This window comes from Chryseobacterium candidae (assembly GCF_004916905.1).
Lineage (GTDB): Bacteria > Bacteroidota > Bacteroidia > Flavobacteriales > Weeksellaceae > Chryseobacterium > Chryseobacterium candidae.
In genome coordinates, this window is the sequence record NZ_SDLV01000008.1 from 1 (window position 1) to 13,845 (window position 13,845).

The window sequence follows — 13,845 nt, forward strand, 5'->3', positions numbered from 1 at the left end:
CAATACATCGATTATTCATGAACCATCAATCATCAACGATCACTTACTTATCACTTATCCATTATCCATTATCAACTATCACTTATCATTTATTACTTATGCTGGACAGTACACACTCCAGTTGTAACTCCATAGGAGTCTGAACAAAGTATTAGCACATAACTCAAGTATTACTTTTACCTTTTAAATCCTTTAAAGACTCTAATAAAGTTGGCTGGATTCCTGCGGAATGACACAGTAGGAAAGAAGCAGTCCAAATAAAAAAAAAGACGCCATTGGAAAAGAAATAATTGGAAAAGAATGTTTATCTATTCTATTGGGAGAATAATATTCTTTCCTTTTTTTAAGCTCATAAATCGATTATCACAAATAAGAAGTACAATTTCCTGATAAATATGTCCGCGTAGCTCAAATCTACTTTATTTTAAGCCAAAAGAAATAAAAAACCACCTCTGTAAAGAAGTGGTTCCATTTATGGCATTTTGATTTTGAATCTTACATATCACTATTGGTGTCCGGACATTTAAAGTTGTCACTGCATGTGGCACAAACAATAACTCCGTTGCAATAATACATACAGAAATCTGTTTCCGGAAGATTAGCCCCACCTGAAATGTTCTTTAATTGGCTCTTTTTTAGTTTTTTTAGATTTTTCATATTGTTTTGATTAAAAAATTGTAGTTAATGTAAAAATAGTTAAAATATTATTAACTAAATGGTATTTTTTTAATTAATAATAGAAATTTAACATAATAAGATCTCTTAAGAGCTATATTAATCCTTGGATTTAATTTAAAGTATTGATTATTAATAAAATAAATGTTATTTTTAAATAAGCGTTATCCGAAAAGCTTATAGAGTAGGAAATACCAAAAATCAAAAATTATGAAAAATTTAAAAAAACTTTCAAGAGAAGACAGAAAGGGTATTGTTGCAGGAATTAATTTTCCGGCATATTGTTTTGAAGGAGGAGGACCTGGAGAAGGAGGATGCTCTGCCGGAGAAATTTGTTCAAATGGAAAATGTGTACCTTATGGTGAAGGCCCCGGAGGTGGAGAAAATCCTGATGGCGGTGGTGATTCTTATACTTGTATCTGTCCGTGGGGAACTTTTACACAGCCTACGCCGTGTCCGGAATTTTACTGTATAACAGGATAGTATAGGTTTTATAGATGTACAATAGTATGTACGCTTGTTGCATATTTCCAAGTGAAATATAATAGTAAAAATGGCTGTCTTAATTTGAGACAGCCATTGCGTTTATTTTTTGATCAATCCCAGTTCGATCAATCTTTCATGCAGGAATTCTCCGGCAGTTGTATCTTCGTATAATTTAGGATTGTTTTCGTCTACACAGTTATCAAGTGCATTTAAAGACATTGCACTGATGGGATGCATAAAGAAAGGAATTGAGTATCTTGAAGTACTCCACATTTCTCTTGGTGGGTTTACCACTCTGTGGATAGTAGATTTCAACTTGTTGTTGGTATGTCTAGAAAGCATATCTCCAACATTAATCATCAGCTCATCTGGTTCTGCAATAGCATCTATCCACTCTCCGTTGTGGTTTTGAACCTGAAGACCTTTTCCCTGTGCTCCCATTAAAAGAGTAATAAGATTAATGTCCCCATGGGCAGCTGCTCTTACTGCATCATCCGGTTCTTCAGTGATTGGCGGGTAGTGAATAGGTCTTAAAATAGAATTTCCTTCTGCGATTTTGTCATCAAAATAAAATTCATCTAAACCAAGGTGTAATGCTAACGCTCTTAACACATACTGTCCTGTTTTTTCAAGCATCTGGAATGCTTCTTTACCAACTTCGTTGAATCTTGGAAGTTCTTCAACGATTACGTTGTCCGGATACTCACTTTTGTATTTTGAATCATCAGACAGATACTGCCCAAAGTGCCAAAATTCTTTTAAGTCTCCTTTTTTGAAACCTTTTGCAGTTTCTTTACCGAATCCTACATAACCTCTCTGGCCACCAATTCCTGGAATCTCATACTTTTGTTTCGTTTCCACTGGCTGTTCAAAAAAGTTTTTTACCTCTCCATACAAATCATCTACTAGGTTGTCATCAAGAAAGTGGCCTTTTAAGGCAACAAAACCAATTTCTTCATAAGCTTTTCCGATTTCATTTACAAATTTCTGTTTGCGTTCCGGGTTACCCGAAAGGAAATCACGCAGGTCTACACTAGGTATTTTATCCATTTTTAGAAATTTACGAACAGCAAAATTACATTTTTTTTAAATTAAATGATTTTAAAATCATTATTTATAAGTTAAATTTGCTGTATGAAAAAATATTCTTCTAAGAGAAGTATCCAAATACTTGCACATCTTCTTCAGCAGTACGGAATTGCAGATATAGTAATTTCTCCGGGGTCAAGAAATGCTCCTTTGGCTATCCATTTTTCAGAGATAGATGGTTTCAACTGTTATAGCATTGTAGACGAAAGAAGTGCCGCTTTCGTGGCAATGGGAATGGCGAAGAGTGAGAAAAAGCCGGCAGCTATTACCTGTACCAGCGGATCTGCGGTGGTTAATTATTATCCTGCGGTTACTGAAGCGTTTTATCAGAACATTCCGCTTTTGGTACTTACAGCAGACCGACCGACTGATTTTGTTGATATATTCGATGGACAAACGATCAGACAGAAGGATGTTTTTCATCAGCATTCCTATGGTGACTTCCAGCTTTTGGAAGACAGCAAAGAAAATGCGGAAGATATTAATTTCGATATCATTAAAAAAGCTATTGAACTCTGTTTTGAGAAGCAAGGTCCGGTACACATTAATATTCCATTGGAAGAACCATTATATGAGCTGGTTTCAGAGCTTCCTACTTTTCCAACGGTAGAAAAGACCATCAAACATAAAGAATATGAAATTCCGTCCAGTCTGATTGCGGAATGGCATACTTCCCAAAGAATTATGCTGCTGGTGGGAACAAGAGATTACAGCCCGGAACTGGAAAACCAGCTGACTCAGTTGGTGAAGAACCATTCTGTGGTAGTATTGAGTGAAGCCAACTCAAATTTACACCATGAGAAGTTTTTCAAACATATAGACCGTTATATTTTCAATTTTACGGAAGAGGATTATAAAACGTACGCTCCTGACCTGTTGATTACAGTAGGTCAGAATGTAGTTTCCAAAAAAGTGAAACAATTCCTTAGAAGCGCCCGTCCTAAACAGCACTGGCATCTGGATGAAGTGTGGCAGCCTGATACGTATTTCTCATTGACAGAAAAGATAGAGGTGAAGCCAGAGGTTTTCTTCTCAAAACTGTTGAAGTTTATTAATCTGGAGCCTAGACCGTATTATAATCTTTGGGATGTTTTAAGGGATAAAAAAGATGCTAAACACGAACAGTTTCTGAATACAATTGATTTTTCAGATTTCTATTTTTTCAATAAAGCATCACAAGCCATTCCTGAAAACTATAACATTCATTTCAGTAACTCTTCAGGGATCAGATATGCTCAGCTGTTTGATTTCGGGAAGAGAAAGATTTACTGTAACAGAGGAACAAGCGGTATTGACGGATCTACTTCTACGGCAATGGGATTTGCCATCAAAAATGAAAATCCAACTTTATTGATCACAGGTGACCTGAGTTTCTTTTATGATATCAATGGTCTTTGGAATCAATATATTCCACCGTTTGTAAGAATTATGATCTTCAATAACGGTGAAGGAAATATCTTTAAAATTATTCCGGGCCCCAGAAATGCCAATCCGAATACATTAGACGAATTTATTGCCACAAAGCACCGCAAGAACGCCGAATCTCTTGCAAAGCATTTCGGATTCTCCTATATCAGAGTAGAGGACGAACTTACGCTGGACAGAGTTCTTGAGAATTTCTTTAAACCTGATGTACAGCCAAAAATCCTGGAAGTAAATACTCTCGGGAAGAACAGTGCAGATGTACTGAAGTCATATTTTGAGTTTATGAAGTAGATTTAAAGATCAAGATATTCTTCATTCCCCGGCAGATTGATAATTCTGTCGATAGGATAGATAAACATATCATCAAAATCATTCAACGCATTAATGATCTGGAAATGGGTGAATTGCTTTATGTTCTGTAAAGTGATCTCCGTTTCTTTGATCTTTTTATGCTTTAAAAGATGCTGCCTCTGAACTCCATTCAACAGATAAGTAGAAGGAGTAAACCAGTCTTTTCCTTTTAAAAATAAGATATTGGAGAAAGAGGTATCCGTAATATGATTGTTTTTGACAATGATAATTTCTTCTGCCTTAGCTTTCATCTTCATTTTTTCCAGTTCCTTACGATCTTCAAATTTGAATGAATAATCAAAGCTATTGTTTTCTACCAGCTGAAAATCCTGTATTTCAGGAATAGCGTAAGGAATCATCTGTGTTCTGATTCTTTTGTCAAGGTCATAAGCAATTCTTAACTTGAAAAGACCATCCTCATCATGCTGCAGATTTTTATAGATCTTGGCCACATCAATAGAGTCTTCCTTCCCAAAATGGGAAAATGTCTGATTGACACGTTTCTGATGTAGATCCAATAGAAAAATCTCCTGATCTTCTACTTTAATGCTTTCAATGAATTGGGACATAGATTTTATTTTTCATTTCCTGATACTCGTCTTCTAATTTACTCATGTGCGTTATACCGCCTCCGCTTTTGAAATACAATTGGTCTTCCTGTTTTTCAATAAAGCGTATCATTACACAGCTGTCTACATTTTGGCCGTCAAACCAGCCGCAAATTCCCGTGTAATATCCTCTGTCATATCCTTCCGCATCCAGAATTATTTCCAGTGTTTTAGGTTTGGGAGCTCCTAAAATAGAGCCTGCAGGAAGAATTTTCTGCATAATACTTCCTACTTTTCCTTCAAATTCAGGTTTTATCTTTCCTGAAATTTTAGAACTCATCGCGTACAGATCCTTTTGTTGGGTTTTGATAAAGTCAATATGCTGGAACTGGTCTACCTTTACATCATCAGCCACCATACTCAGATCATTCCGGAGCAGATCTACTACGGTGTAATGTTCTGCCTTCTCCTTTCTGTCATTCTTCAGAATTTCTGCTGCATTTTCAATAGATGCATCAATGGTTCCTTTCATGGGATAGGTGAAAATTTTTCCGTCAATGATCTTTACAAAAGTTTCAGGAGAAAAAAATACAAAAAAATCTTTATAAAAAACTTTGTATTTCGCATTTGAATGATAAAAAATTTCTTCTAAGGTTAAATTCGTCTCAATTCGTGTTTTTCTGGTATAATTTACTAAATAGGAATTTCCTAAACGAATATTTTCCTGAACTTTGTTAAAACCTGTTTGAAAGTTTTCCAATGTTTCAGGATAGGATTTCCAGACGACCTTTTTATTCAGCTTATGTATCTCTTTTGTGTTTGAAAATGTTTGGAAATCAATAATTAAACCCTCTTTTTTAATTTCATGTTCCTGATAGATTTCAACATTCTCCGAGAGAAAGTCGATGATGAAAAAATAGGGAACCTTCTGAAGAGAAAGTTCATCCATTTCCATAAATTTTTGATGATTCACTGAAAACATTCTGCAAAAGTACTTATTGATGTTTACTTTTGCATAAATTTTTTTATGATGCAGAATAAATATCCTCAGAAACCAGGAATAGATTTTATATTGAAGCAGGCATTTTTTTACTGGAATAAAACCCTCGTTTTTCAGCTGATGTTTTCTATCGTCTTTTTTGGAATACTGCTTACTGCGGTGATGCTTTTCGGAGAGAAGTATGGCATTTTTTCTTATAATAAAGAATTGCAGGAAGCTTTTATGCAGGGGACTCAGGTTTATTTGAAAAAAATGGAAGCAATAACGGCAACTGAAAATTATCAGATGTTTACATTGGCAATCTGGGGAACAACAGCATTTCTGTATCCGTTGAATCTCGGGATGTTTCAGATTTTCCGCAAGCTTGATCTTAAAGAAAATATTGTGATAGGAGATTTGTTTGCCGGATATAACGGACTTAACTTTTTTAAGTATGTGGGCTATTTTCTTTTCTGGTTCTTTATTTACAGGTTTACCCTTCCTACTGTCGTATTAGCTGTAATCTGGGTGGCGGTAACACTATTTGTCGCTCCATTGATGTTCTTCACCAATAAAAGGATTTTCGAATCCATTTCCCTGAATTTTAAAGCGCTTAAAATGTATTTCGTTGAAATAATGGTATGTGTAATTGTTGCTTTTCTATTCAAGTACTTAGGTTTTGCCTTGTTCCTGATTGGAGGTCTTTTCACATTTCCATTTTGGAATGCAATGATTTATTCATTGTATAAAACAGTCTTTTCGGAGAAAAGTTAAAATTCATTCGTGTTTAATGGGATTTTTTACTAAAAAAAAGTAAATTTGGTAAAATCATTAAATATTTAAACTATGTCTGAATTTAACGAATTTGATCAGCAGGGTTCTGTGCCTAACAGAGATACGGGATCAATTATTTCTCATGCTTTTGAAATGTACAAAGGCGTTTTCGGTTACGGAATTGTAGCCATGATCATCTACCTGATCGGAGGATCTGTTATTCAAATGCTTACAGGATTTGACTCTGCTTCTATGGTGGAAGAAATGAAGTCAGGAGGCGATTTTAATTACTGGAGTGCTCCCGGGCTTCCTTTATATATGGGAGCGTCCAGCCTTTTCGGTCTTTTATTATCTCCTTTGTATGTAGGATTGATCTATATGGTGAATAAATACAATACCAAAAGCCCGATTGAATTTTCTGATCTTTTTATCGGATACCGCCAGAATTTTGTAAACATTTTGATTTATAGTCTTCTTACCTGGATAATTTCTTCCATTGCTCTGGCATTGTGTGTGTTGCCTATCATTTTTGTATATCCTTTCCTTTTAATAGGATATCCGATTCTGTTATTTGAAAATGCTTCAGCTACAGAAGCTTTATCAAAGTCGTTCAATATTGCTAAAGAAAACTATGGAACTTTTTTATTAACAGGTCTTTTAGGAGGTTTGATTTCTGTTGCGGGAATTATTCTTTGCGGAATAGGGATCATCCTGACAGCTCCGTTTATGATGATTGTAATGTACTCTATCTATTGTGCTTTCTTAGGAAAACCAAGACAAATTATGTACAGCAAATAAAATATAAAAATACATGATGAATAAGGACAAACAAATAAGCAGTGTTGCGATAAAGCAGATGTCGTTACTGGCTATCATTCTGGTATTGGCCGGATTGATCTGCTTTAATCTGGCATTGTTTATTCCCTCAGTGTTGGGGGCGATTACCATTTATGTAGTCTGCAGAAAATACAATTTTTATCTGCAGGAAGAGAAAAAGTGGAAACCGTCACTGGCTGCGTTTGCATTGATGTTGGCAAGTCTTATTGTTCTTATTCTTCCGATTTATTTTATTGCCGATCTGATTATTGATAAATTGGGAAATGCACAGGCTTATATGGCCAAATTCAATGTTTTCCTGGATAAAATCCATTCTTATATCTTCTCTAAAACAGGATTTGATATTCTAAGCAAGGAGAATATGGCGAAACTGAAGGATAATGTAGGGAAATTTTCTACTTCAGCAGTCAGTGGGACATTCAATACTCTTACAATAGTAATGTCCATGTATTTTATTCTCTATTTTATGCTGGAAAGACCAAGGCTCTTTGAAAAGATTCTTACTTCTTCTGCCCCGCTGAAGAGAGCAAACATTTCTCTGATTGGCGATAAAATGAGAAAACTGATCATGGCAAATGCTATTGGAATTCCCGTTGTAGCATTAGGACAGGGAATTGTAGCACTCATAGGTTATTTGATTTTTGGTGCGCCGGGAGCTGTTCTGCTTTTTGCACTAACAGCTGCTGCTTCAGTGATTCCGGTTGTAGGAACTGCTATTATATATGTTCCTGTGTGTATCTTTATGATTGCGGAAGGTAATACAGGACAGGGGATAGGATTAGCAATCTACTGTCTTGTAGTAGTAGGTCTTACCGATAATCTTCTTCGTTTTACTTTCTTAAAGAAACTGGAAAACATCCATCCACTGAATACGGTATTTGGAATCATTATGGGAATGAATCTGTTTGGCTTTATGGGGCTTATTTTTGGTCCTATTCTGATCTCATTGACTCTTCTTCTGGTTCAGGTATACAGAAATGAATTTTCGGATGAAGAAACACCTCCGGACCTTGAACTGCCGGGCCAGGATGATATTAAAGAAAAATTAATTTAATTAGATAAAAACGTGGAAGGAATTAATCCCGAAATACTAAAAGAAATCTGTGTCATGAAAATGCCCTTCGGGAAATACGAAGGAACAGTCCTGGTTGATCTTCCGGTGAGCTACCTGGAATGGTTCAACAGAAACGGAATGCCAAAAGGAAAATTGGGAATGCAGCTTTCAACGGTTTACGAGATCAAATTAAATGGTTTGATGGATCTTTTGACTCCTATCCGGGCCGCAGTAAGAAAAGGACTGTAAAATTAAAATATACCATTTATAAATAGTTTCGGCGGCATCTTCGATGCCGCCGAAACTATTTATAATCAATTCTTTTACGCTTTCAATGCTGAAATTTCATCTCTCAGCTTGGCTGCCTTAATAAAATCAAGATTTTTTGCTGCTGCTTCCATTTCTTTTTGTTTCTGGGCAATCATTTTCTCGATATCTTCACTGGCATAGGTTGCTTTTGTTTCGGCAACTTTCTGAAGGATTTCTTTTTGCGTATATTTTTCATCAGGGAAGTCTTTGCTTCTTCCTACGAGATTTTCGGATATCTTTTTATTTAATGCTTTTGGCTTCAGGCCGTGATCTTCATTGTACTGCATTTGCTTGGCACGTCGGTATTCGGTTTCATCCAGCGTAGCCTGCATAGATTTTGTGATTTTATCTGCATACATGATTGCTTTTCCATTCACATTCCTTGCGGCACGTCCTACGGTCTGGATCATCGATCTTCTGCTTCTCAGCATTCCTTCTTTATCAGCATCCAGAATGGCAACCAGAGAAACTTCGGGTAAATCCAGACCTTCTCTCAATAAGTTAACCCCAATCAACACATCAAAAAGGCCTAAACGAAGATCCTGCATGATCTGAATACGCTCCAGGGTCTCTACATCTGAGTGAATATACCTTGTTCTGATTCCGAATTTGGTGAAGTATTTCGTAAGTTCTTCCGCCATTTTCTTGGTTAAAGTAGTCACCAGTACTCTTTCATCAGCATCGGCCCTTTTCTGGATTTCCTCCATTAAGTCATCAATTTGATTTAATGATGGTCTTACTTCAATAATCGGATCTAAAAGTCCTGTAGGACGGATGATTTGTTCTATATAAGCACCACCTGTTTTTTCCAGTTCATAATCTGCAGGTGTTGCAGAAACATAAATAACCTGATTCTGAATGGCTTCAAACTCTTCAAACTTCAAAGGTCTGTTGTCCATTGCTGCCGGAAGTCTGAAACCATACTCTACTAATGCTTCTTTTCTGCTTCGGTCACCACCGTACATGGCATGAACCTGCGGAACGGTAACGTGGCTTTCATCGATAACCATTAAAAAGTCTTTAGGGAAATAATCAATCAGGCAGAAAGGCCTTGTTCCCGGAAGACGGCCGTCTAAGTATCTTGAGTAGTTCTCAATTCCTGAGCAATAGCCAAGCTCTTTGATCATTTCAAGATCCAGTTCAGTTCTTTCCTGGAGTCGTTTTGCTTCTAATGGTTTTCCAACGGAGCTAAAGAAATCAACCTGTTTTACCATGTCGTCCTGAATATCTTTAATCGCTCCGTTTAAGGTTTCCTTTGATGTTACGAAAAGATTGGCAGGATAAATCTGTATCTGATCAAAATTATCTTCTACATTTCCTGTTACCGGGTCAAAACTTTGAATCTTTTCAATTTCATCTCCAAAAAACTGAATTCTGATTGCGTTATCAGTATAAGCGGGGAATACATCAATCACATCTCCTTTTACACGGAATGTTCCTCGTTGGAATTCATTTAGTGTTCTGGCATATAATGCATTTACTAATGAATGGAGAAGTGCTGTTCTTGTCACTTTCTCACCAATGGCAATGGAAATCAAAGATTTATGAAATTCCGTTGGATTCCCGATACCATAAATACATGAAACAGAAGCTACGATCAAAACGTCTCTCCTTCCTGAAAGAAGACTTGCGGTGGCAGAAAGACGGAGCTTTTCAACTTCTTCATTAATGCTCAGGTCTTTTTCAATATAAGTTCCCGTTGTAGCAATATAAGCTTCGGGCTGATAGTAATCATAGTAGCTCACAAAGTATTCCACAGCATTTTCCGGAAAGAACTCTTTGAACTCCATAAAAAGCTGTGCAGCAAGAGTTTTATTGTGGGCTAGTACGAGGGTTGGGCGCTGAACATTTTTAACAACATTTGCAACAGTAAAGGTTTTTCCGGAGCCGGTAACTCCAAGAAGTGTCTGATATTTCTCACCGACCTCTATTCCTTCGGTAAGCTTTTCAATAGCTTGAGGCTGATCTCCGGTAGGTTTATATTCTGATTGAAGCTTAAAATCCATAGAAAAGATGTATACAACAAAAATACGAAAGAAATTATTAGACTGTCTAATGTTTTGACGGTGAATATTTTGATAATAAAATTTTAACTAATGACCTTTGGTTTGGGTTTTTGATAGGGTCTGAATAAGAATTGCTGAAAAAAATAAAAGCGCTGGAATTAGCGCTTTTTGTTGTTATGGTCGTGTAAAAGTCATGGTTGCAGGTATTTTCAATACTGAGGCAATGGCCTTTCCATCTTTCATTGCGGGTATCCATACTGTTTCATTACTGATTTCAGTGACTGATTTTAGTAGCTCCCGGTTCAGGATTTCATTTTCTCCCGAAGTAGTTACCTGAGTTGTCTTTCCTACTTCATTAATATGAATATAAGCGGTAGATGTTATAGGTCCGCTATAGTTTCCTAAATTACTCACATCTACACTTCTGCTTATTTTGATTCTAAGGTCTTTAGAACCCCCGGGATATTGAGCTGGGCTTTCATTTGTATTTTCTTGAGTATTGATGGCTGTATTTGTATTTTTACCTTCACCTTCACTTGTTTTATACACTCCCGGAACTGCTGTATCCAGAACTTTTTTCAATTCTTCTTTTTTGAAATCCATAGAATCAGATCCATTTCTCTCTTCTCTGTCATTTTCAAAATAAGCAGGGACTATTAAGTCTGCTTGTATTGGCTTCTGGTGTGCAATTTGGTCTGGTATCTCTGCTATTCTTTCGGAAAGACGAACATGAGTGGAGTTTTCTGCGTATGTTCTTTCAGAGAATAATACCGCTGAAGCAACTAAAACGGTGATTCCTGCTGTTTTCTTTAGCAAACTAAATTTTGATTTTTTTGTTTTCATCATAATAAATCTTTTTTTGGTGTTATTAAAATTAAATGAATGGGTTAAAGGAGGATTTTGATGATTGAGAATTTCTTCGAGAATAAGGTCCTGATATTCTTTAATGTTATAGTTACTTTTCATAACAGCTTCGTCTGCCAAAAATTCATGGTTTGCGATCATCGCTTTCTCATATAGGAAAAGTACAGGATTGAACCATGTGAATATTTTTAATGTGTTCAAAATCAAAATGTCCAGACTGTGTTTTTGTTCAATATGAGTCTTTTCATGAATGAAAATTCTTGGATCTATTGTATCGTTTTTCATATAGCTTTCGCCCATATAAATTGTATTCCAGAAACTGAAAGGTGAAAGATTTTCTTTTGTCAATAACATATTATGGTTCTGGTATACATGTTTCTTTCCGGATATTCTTTTGATCTTCAGAATGGAAATAATATTTCTTACCAACAGAAAAAAGGTGATGAAAATATAAATTGCCAATACCACGTTCACCCAGTTAAAGCTTTCCTGTTTTTGAGGGATGAAAACCAGTTGTTGTGCCGTCTCTTCTATAATCAACTGTGGCGTTTTTTCTATATTCTGATTGGGCGTACTAATGATTACAAACGGAATTATATAAGAAAGTAATAACGAACTTAATAAATACATTCGGTTAAATCTGTGCATTCTTTCTTTTTCTAAAAACAGATAATAAACAGCAATGAAAATAGAAGAGCACAGAATTATTTTCAAAATAATAGCAGTCATATTTATTCTTTTATCTGTTCATCAATAATATTGCGAAGTTCTTTCAGTTCCTTTTGGCTAAGTTTTGCATTAGATGTAAAAAATGATGCAAACTGTGTCACAGAGCTGTTGAAAAAACGGTCAATCATGGAAGTCATTTCTTCCTTGAAATATTCCCCTTTCTCTATTTTTGGAAAGTATTCGCGGGAATTTCCATAGAGTTTATAGCCTATCAGCTCTTTGTTCAGCATTCTTTTAAGCAAGGTTGCAATAGTTGTTGCTGCTGGCTTTGGATCCGGATAGGTTTCCAGTATGTCCTTCATGAAAACGGTCTTTTTTTTCCAAAGAATTTCCATAAGGCTTTTTTCAGAATCAGTTAGTTTAACTTCTTTCATTCTACAAGTTTGTAATTTGTTCTACAAATGTAGAATAAAAATTCATATGTACAAATTTTATTGGCATTATTTTTCCATTCTTTTGGTAAAACCTAATCATAACACTATGAAAATGAATCAATTTTATATTCCTGTAGTAAGCCTTTTTCTTTTTTTATCTTCATGCAAAGAGAATCATGCCAATGCTCAGAAGACAGGAAATGACGGAAGTGTAGAAACAGAAAATCCTAATTCTGACTATAAGCCGGCATTTAAAGGGCAGACAAGAATTAAGGCTGTAAAGACAACAGCAGCCTATAATGTTGAAATACTGAATAAAGATTTGGGAAGACCATGGGGGATTATCAATCTACCTGACGGTAAATTTCTCATCACCGATAAGAAAGGCTATATGAATGTTGTTTCAGCAGATGGAAAACAGGTGTCAAAAATAGATGGTTTTCCAAAAGTAGATTCAAAAGGACAAGGCGGAATGCTGGATGTAGCGCTTGATCCTGATTTTAAAACTAACAATATTATTTATTTCAGTTTTTCGGAACCATTTGGAAAAGGAAACTTAACATCTGTAGCAAAAGGAAAGCTGTCTGCAGATCTTAAAAATATTTCAGAAGTAAAAGTTATTTTCCGTGCAGAACCTTCTTATGATGGTGATAAACACTATGGAAGCCGTCTTGCTTTTGATAAAGATGGACATTTATTTGTCAGTACAGGAGAAAGATCAGATAAAGTTACCCGCATGTATGCCCAGAAGACAGATAATTATCTTGGTAAAATTTTAAAGATCACAAAGGATGGTAAACCTGCTCCGGGAAATCCTTTTATCGGAAAATCAGGATATAAACCGGAAATTTATGCTTATGGAGTCCGAAACCCGCAAGGAATGGCTATTGATCCTAATGGCAATCTCTGGGATGTTGAAATGGGTCCGAGAGGAGGTGATGAAATCAATCTGATCCAGCCGGGAAAGAATTACGGATGGGGAGATGTAACCTATGGAATTGAATATTCAGGAGATAAAGTAGGACAGGGAATTACCCAAAAAGAAGGAACAGAGCAACCGGTTTATTATTGGGATCCTGTGATTTCACCAAGCGGAATTACTTTTTATACGGGAAATATTGAGGAATGGAAAGGAAATCTCATTATCGGATGTTTAAGTGGCGAGCATATTGACAGAATTGTCATGAAAGATAATAAAGTAGTAGGTGAAGAACGTCTTCTTGCAGATCAGAAAGAACGCTTCCGTGATGTATTAAACGGGATGGATGGGAATCTGTATGCGGTAACCGACAGTGGCAAATTGTATAAGATTTCAAAAAAATAGAAAAAACTGTATCAAAATGTT

Annotated in this window: 14 protein-coding genes; 7 read left to right on the forward strand and 7 right to left on the reverse strand. The window is 35.9% G+C overall.

The genetic code is table 11. From position 1 onward, the window contains the following. Nucleotides 1-495: 495 nt before the first annotated feature. Nucleotides 496-657 (reverse strand): bacteriocin-like protein, encoded by a 162-nt coding sequence (locus tag EK417_RS21760; RefSeq protein WP_438830155.1) that lies wholly within the window; start codon nucleotides 655-657, stop codon nucleotides 496-498. A gap of 228 nt (nucleotides 658-885) precedes the next feature. Here EK417_RS21760 and EK417_RS04550 point away from each other — a divergent pair, with 228 nt between their 5' ends. Beyond that, nucleotides 886-1,158, forward strand: a complete 273-nt coding sequence (locus EK417_RS04550) for a hypothetical protein (RefSeq protein ID WP_136521453.1) — start codon at nucleotides 886-888, stop codon at nucleotides 1,156-1,158. 102 nt (nucleotides 1,159-1,260) lie between these two features. Here EK417_RS04550 and EK417_RS04555 read toward each other — a convergent pair whose 3' ends face one another. Then, nucleotides 1,261-2,211, reverse strand: coding sequence for an isopenicillin N synthase family dioxygenase (locus tag EK417_RS04555; RefSeq protein ID WP_076597856.1), 951 nt, complete (start codon nucleotides 2,209-2,211; stop codon nucleotides 1,261-1,263). An 84-nt stretch (nucleotides 2,212-2,295) separates the two neighbouring features. Between EK417_RS04555 and menD the strand changes: the two genes are divergently transcribed. After that, a complete protein-coding gene (gene menD, locus EK417_RS04560; RefSeq protein ID WP_136521454.1) occupies nucleotides 2,296-3,966 on the forward strand; it encodes a 2-succinyl-5-enolpyruvyl-6-hydroxy-3-cyclohexene-1-carboxylic-acid synthase in 1,671 nt (556 codons plus the stop codon). Between the two features lie 2 nt (nucleotides 3,967-3,968). Here the strand turns inward: menD and EK417_RS04565 are convergent, their stop codons facing one another. Further along, nucleotides 3,969-4,595 carry an aminotransferase class IV gene (locus EK417_RS04565; protein ID WP_136521455.1) on the reverse strand — a complete coding sequence of 209 codons (627 nt, stop codon included), beginning with the start codon at nucleotides 4,593-4,595 and terminating at the stop codon, nucleotides 3,969-3,971. Further along, nucleotides 4,579-5,556, reverse strand: a complete 978-nt coding sequence (locus EK417_RS04570; RefSeq protein WP_136521456.1) for an aminodeoxychorismate synthase component I — start codon at nucleotides 5,554-5,556, stop codon at nucleotides 4,579-4,581. Before EK417_RS04570 ends, EK417_RS04565 begins: the two co-directional genes overlap by 17 nt. Before the next feature lie 45 nt (nucleotides 5,557-5,601). On the opposite strand from EK417_RS04570, the gene EK417_RS04575 reads away from it, so the two are divergent. From EK417_RS04575 to EK417_RS04590, 4 genes are all read left to right on the forward strand, one after another. Continuing rightward, on the forward strand, nucleotides 5,602-6,327 hold the full coding sequence (locus EK417_RS04575; RefSeq protein WP_083688933.1) for a hypothetical protein: 726 nt from the start codon (nucleotides 5,602-5,604) through the stop codon (nucleotides 6,325-6,327). Nucleotides 6,328-6,399: 72 nt separating this feature from the next. Continuing rightward, on the forward strand, nucleotides 6,400-7,125 hold the full coding sequence (locus EK417_RS04580; protein ID WP_136521457.1) for a beta-carotene 15,15'-monooxygenase: 726 nt from the start codon (nucleotides 6,400-6,402) through the stop codon (nucleotides 7,123-7,125). A gap of 13 nt (nucleotides 7,126-7,138) precedes the next feature. Next, nucleotides 7,139-8,218, forward strand: coding sequence for an AI-2E family transporter (locus tag EK417_RS04585; protein ID WP_076597850.1), 1,080 nt, complete (start codon nucleotides 7,139-7,141; stop codon nucleotides 8,216-8,218). Between the two features lie 21 nt (nucleotides 8,219-8,239). Beyond that, nucleotides 8,240-8,467: a DUF3820 family protein gene (locus tag EK417_RS04590; protein ID WP_076597860.1), complete on the forward strand. Its 228-nt coding sequence runs from the start codon at nucleotides 8,240-8,242 to the stop codon at nucleotides 8,465-8,467. 74 nt (nucleotides 8,468-8,541) lie between these two features. On the opposite strand, the gene uvrB is transcribed toward EK417_RS04590, so the two are convergent. The 3 genes from uvrB to EK417_RS04605 all read right to left on the reverse strand — a co-directional run bounded on the left by uvrB (nucleotide 8,542) and on the right by EK417_RS04605 (nucleotide 12,500). After that, nucleotides 8,542-10,533 (reverse strand): excinuclease ABC subunit UvrB, encoded by a 1,992-nt coding sequence (gene uvrB, locus EK417_RS04595; protein ID WP_076597849.1) that lies wholly within the window; start codon nucleotides 10,531-10,533, stop codon nucleotides 8,542-8,544. Between the two features lie 174 nt (nucleotides 10,534-10,707). Continuing rightward, a complete protein-coding gene (locus tag EK417_RS04600; protein WP_136521458.1) occupies nucleotides 10,708-12,126 on the reverse strand; it encodes a M56 family metallopeptidase in 1,419 nt (472 codons plus the stop codon). Nucleotides 12,127-12,128: 2 nt separating this feature from the next. Beyond that, the gene (locus EK417_RS04605) at nucleotides 12,129-12,500 is read right to left on the reverse strand and encodes a BlaI/MecI/CopY family transcriptional regulator (RefSeq protein WP_110368465.1); all 372 of its coding nucleotides are present in this window, start codon (nucleotides 12,498-12,500) and stop codon (nucleotides 12,129-12,131) included. A gap of 106 nt (nucleotides 12,501-12,606) precedes the next feature. Here EK417_RS04605 and EK417_RS04610 point away from each other — a divergent pair, with 106 nt between their 5' ends. Continuing rightward, nucleotides 12,607-13,824 (forward strand): PQQ-dependent sugar dehydrogenase, encoded by a 1,218-nt coding sequence (locus EK417_RS04610; protein ID WP_136521459.1) that lies wholly within the window; start codon nucleotides 12,607-12,609, stop codon nucleotides 13,822-13,824. The last annotated feature ends 21 nt before the right edge of the window (nucleotides 13,825-13,845 follow it).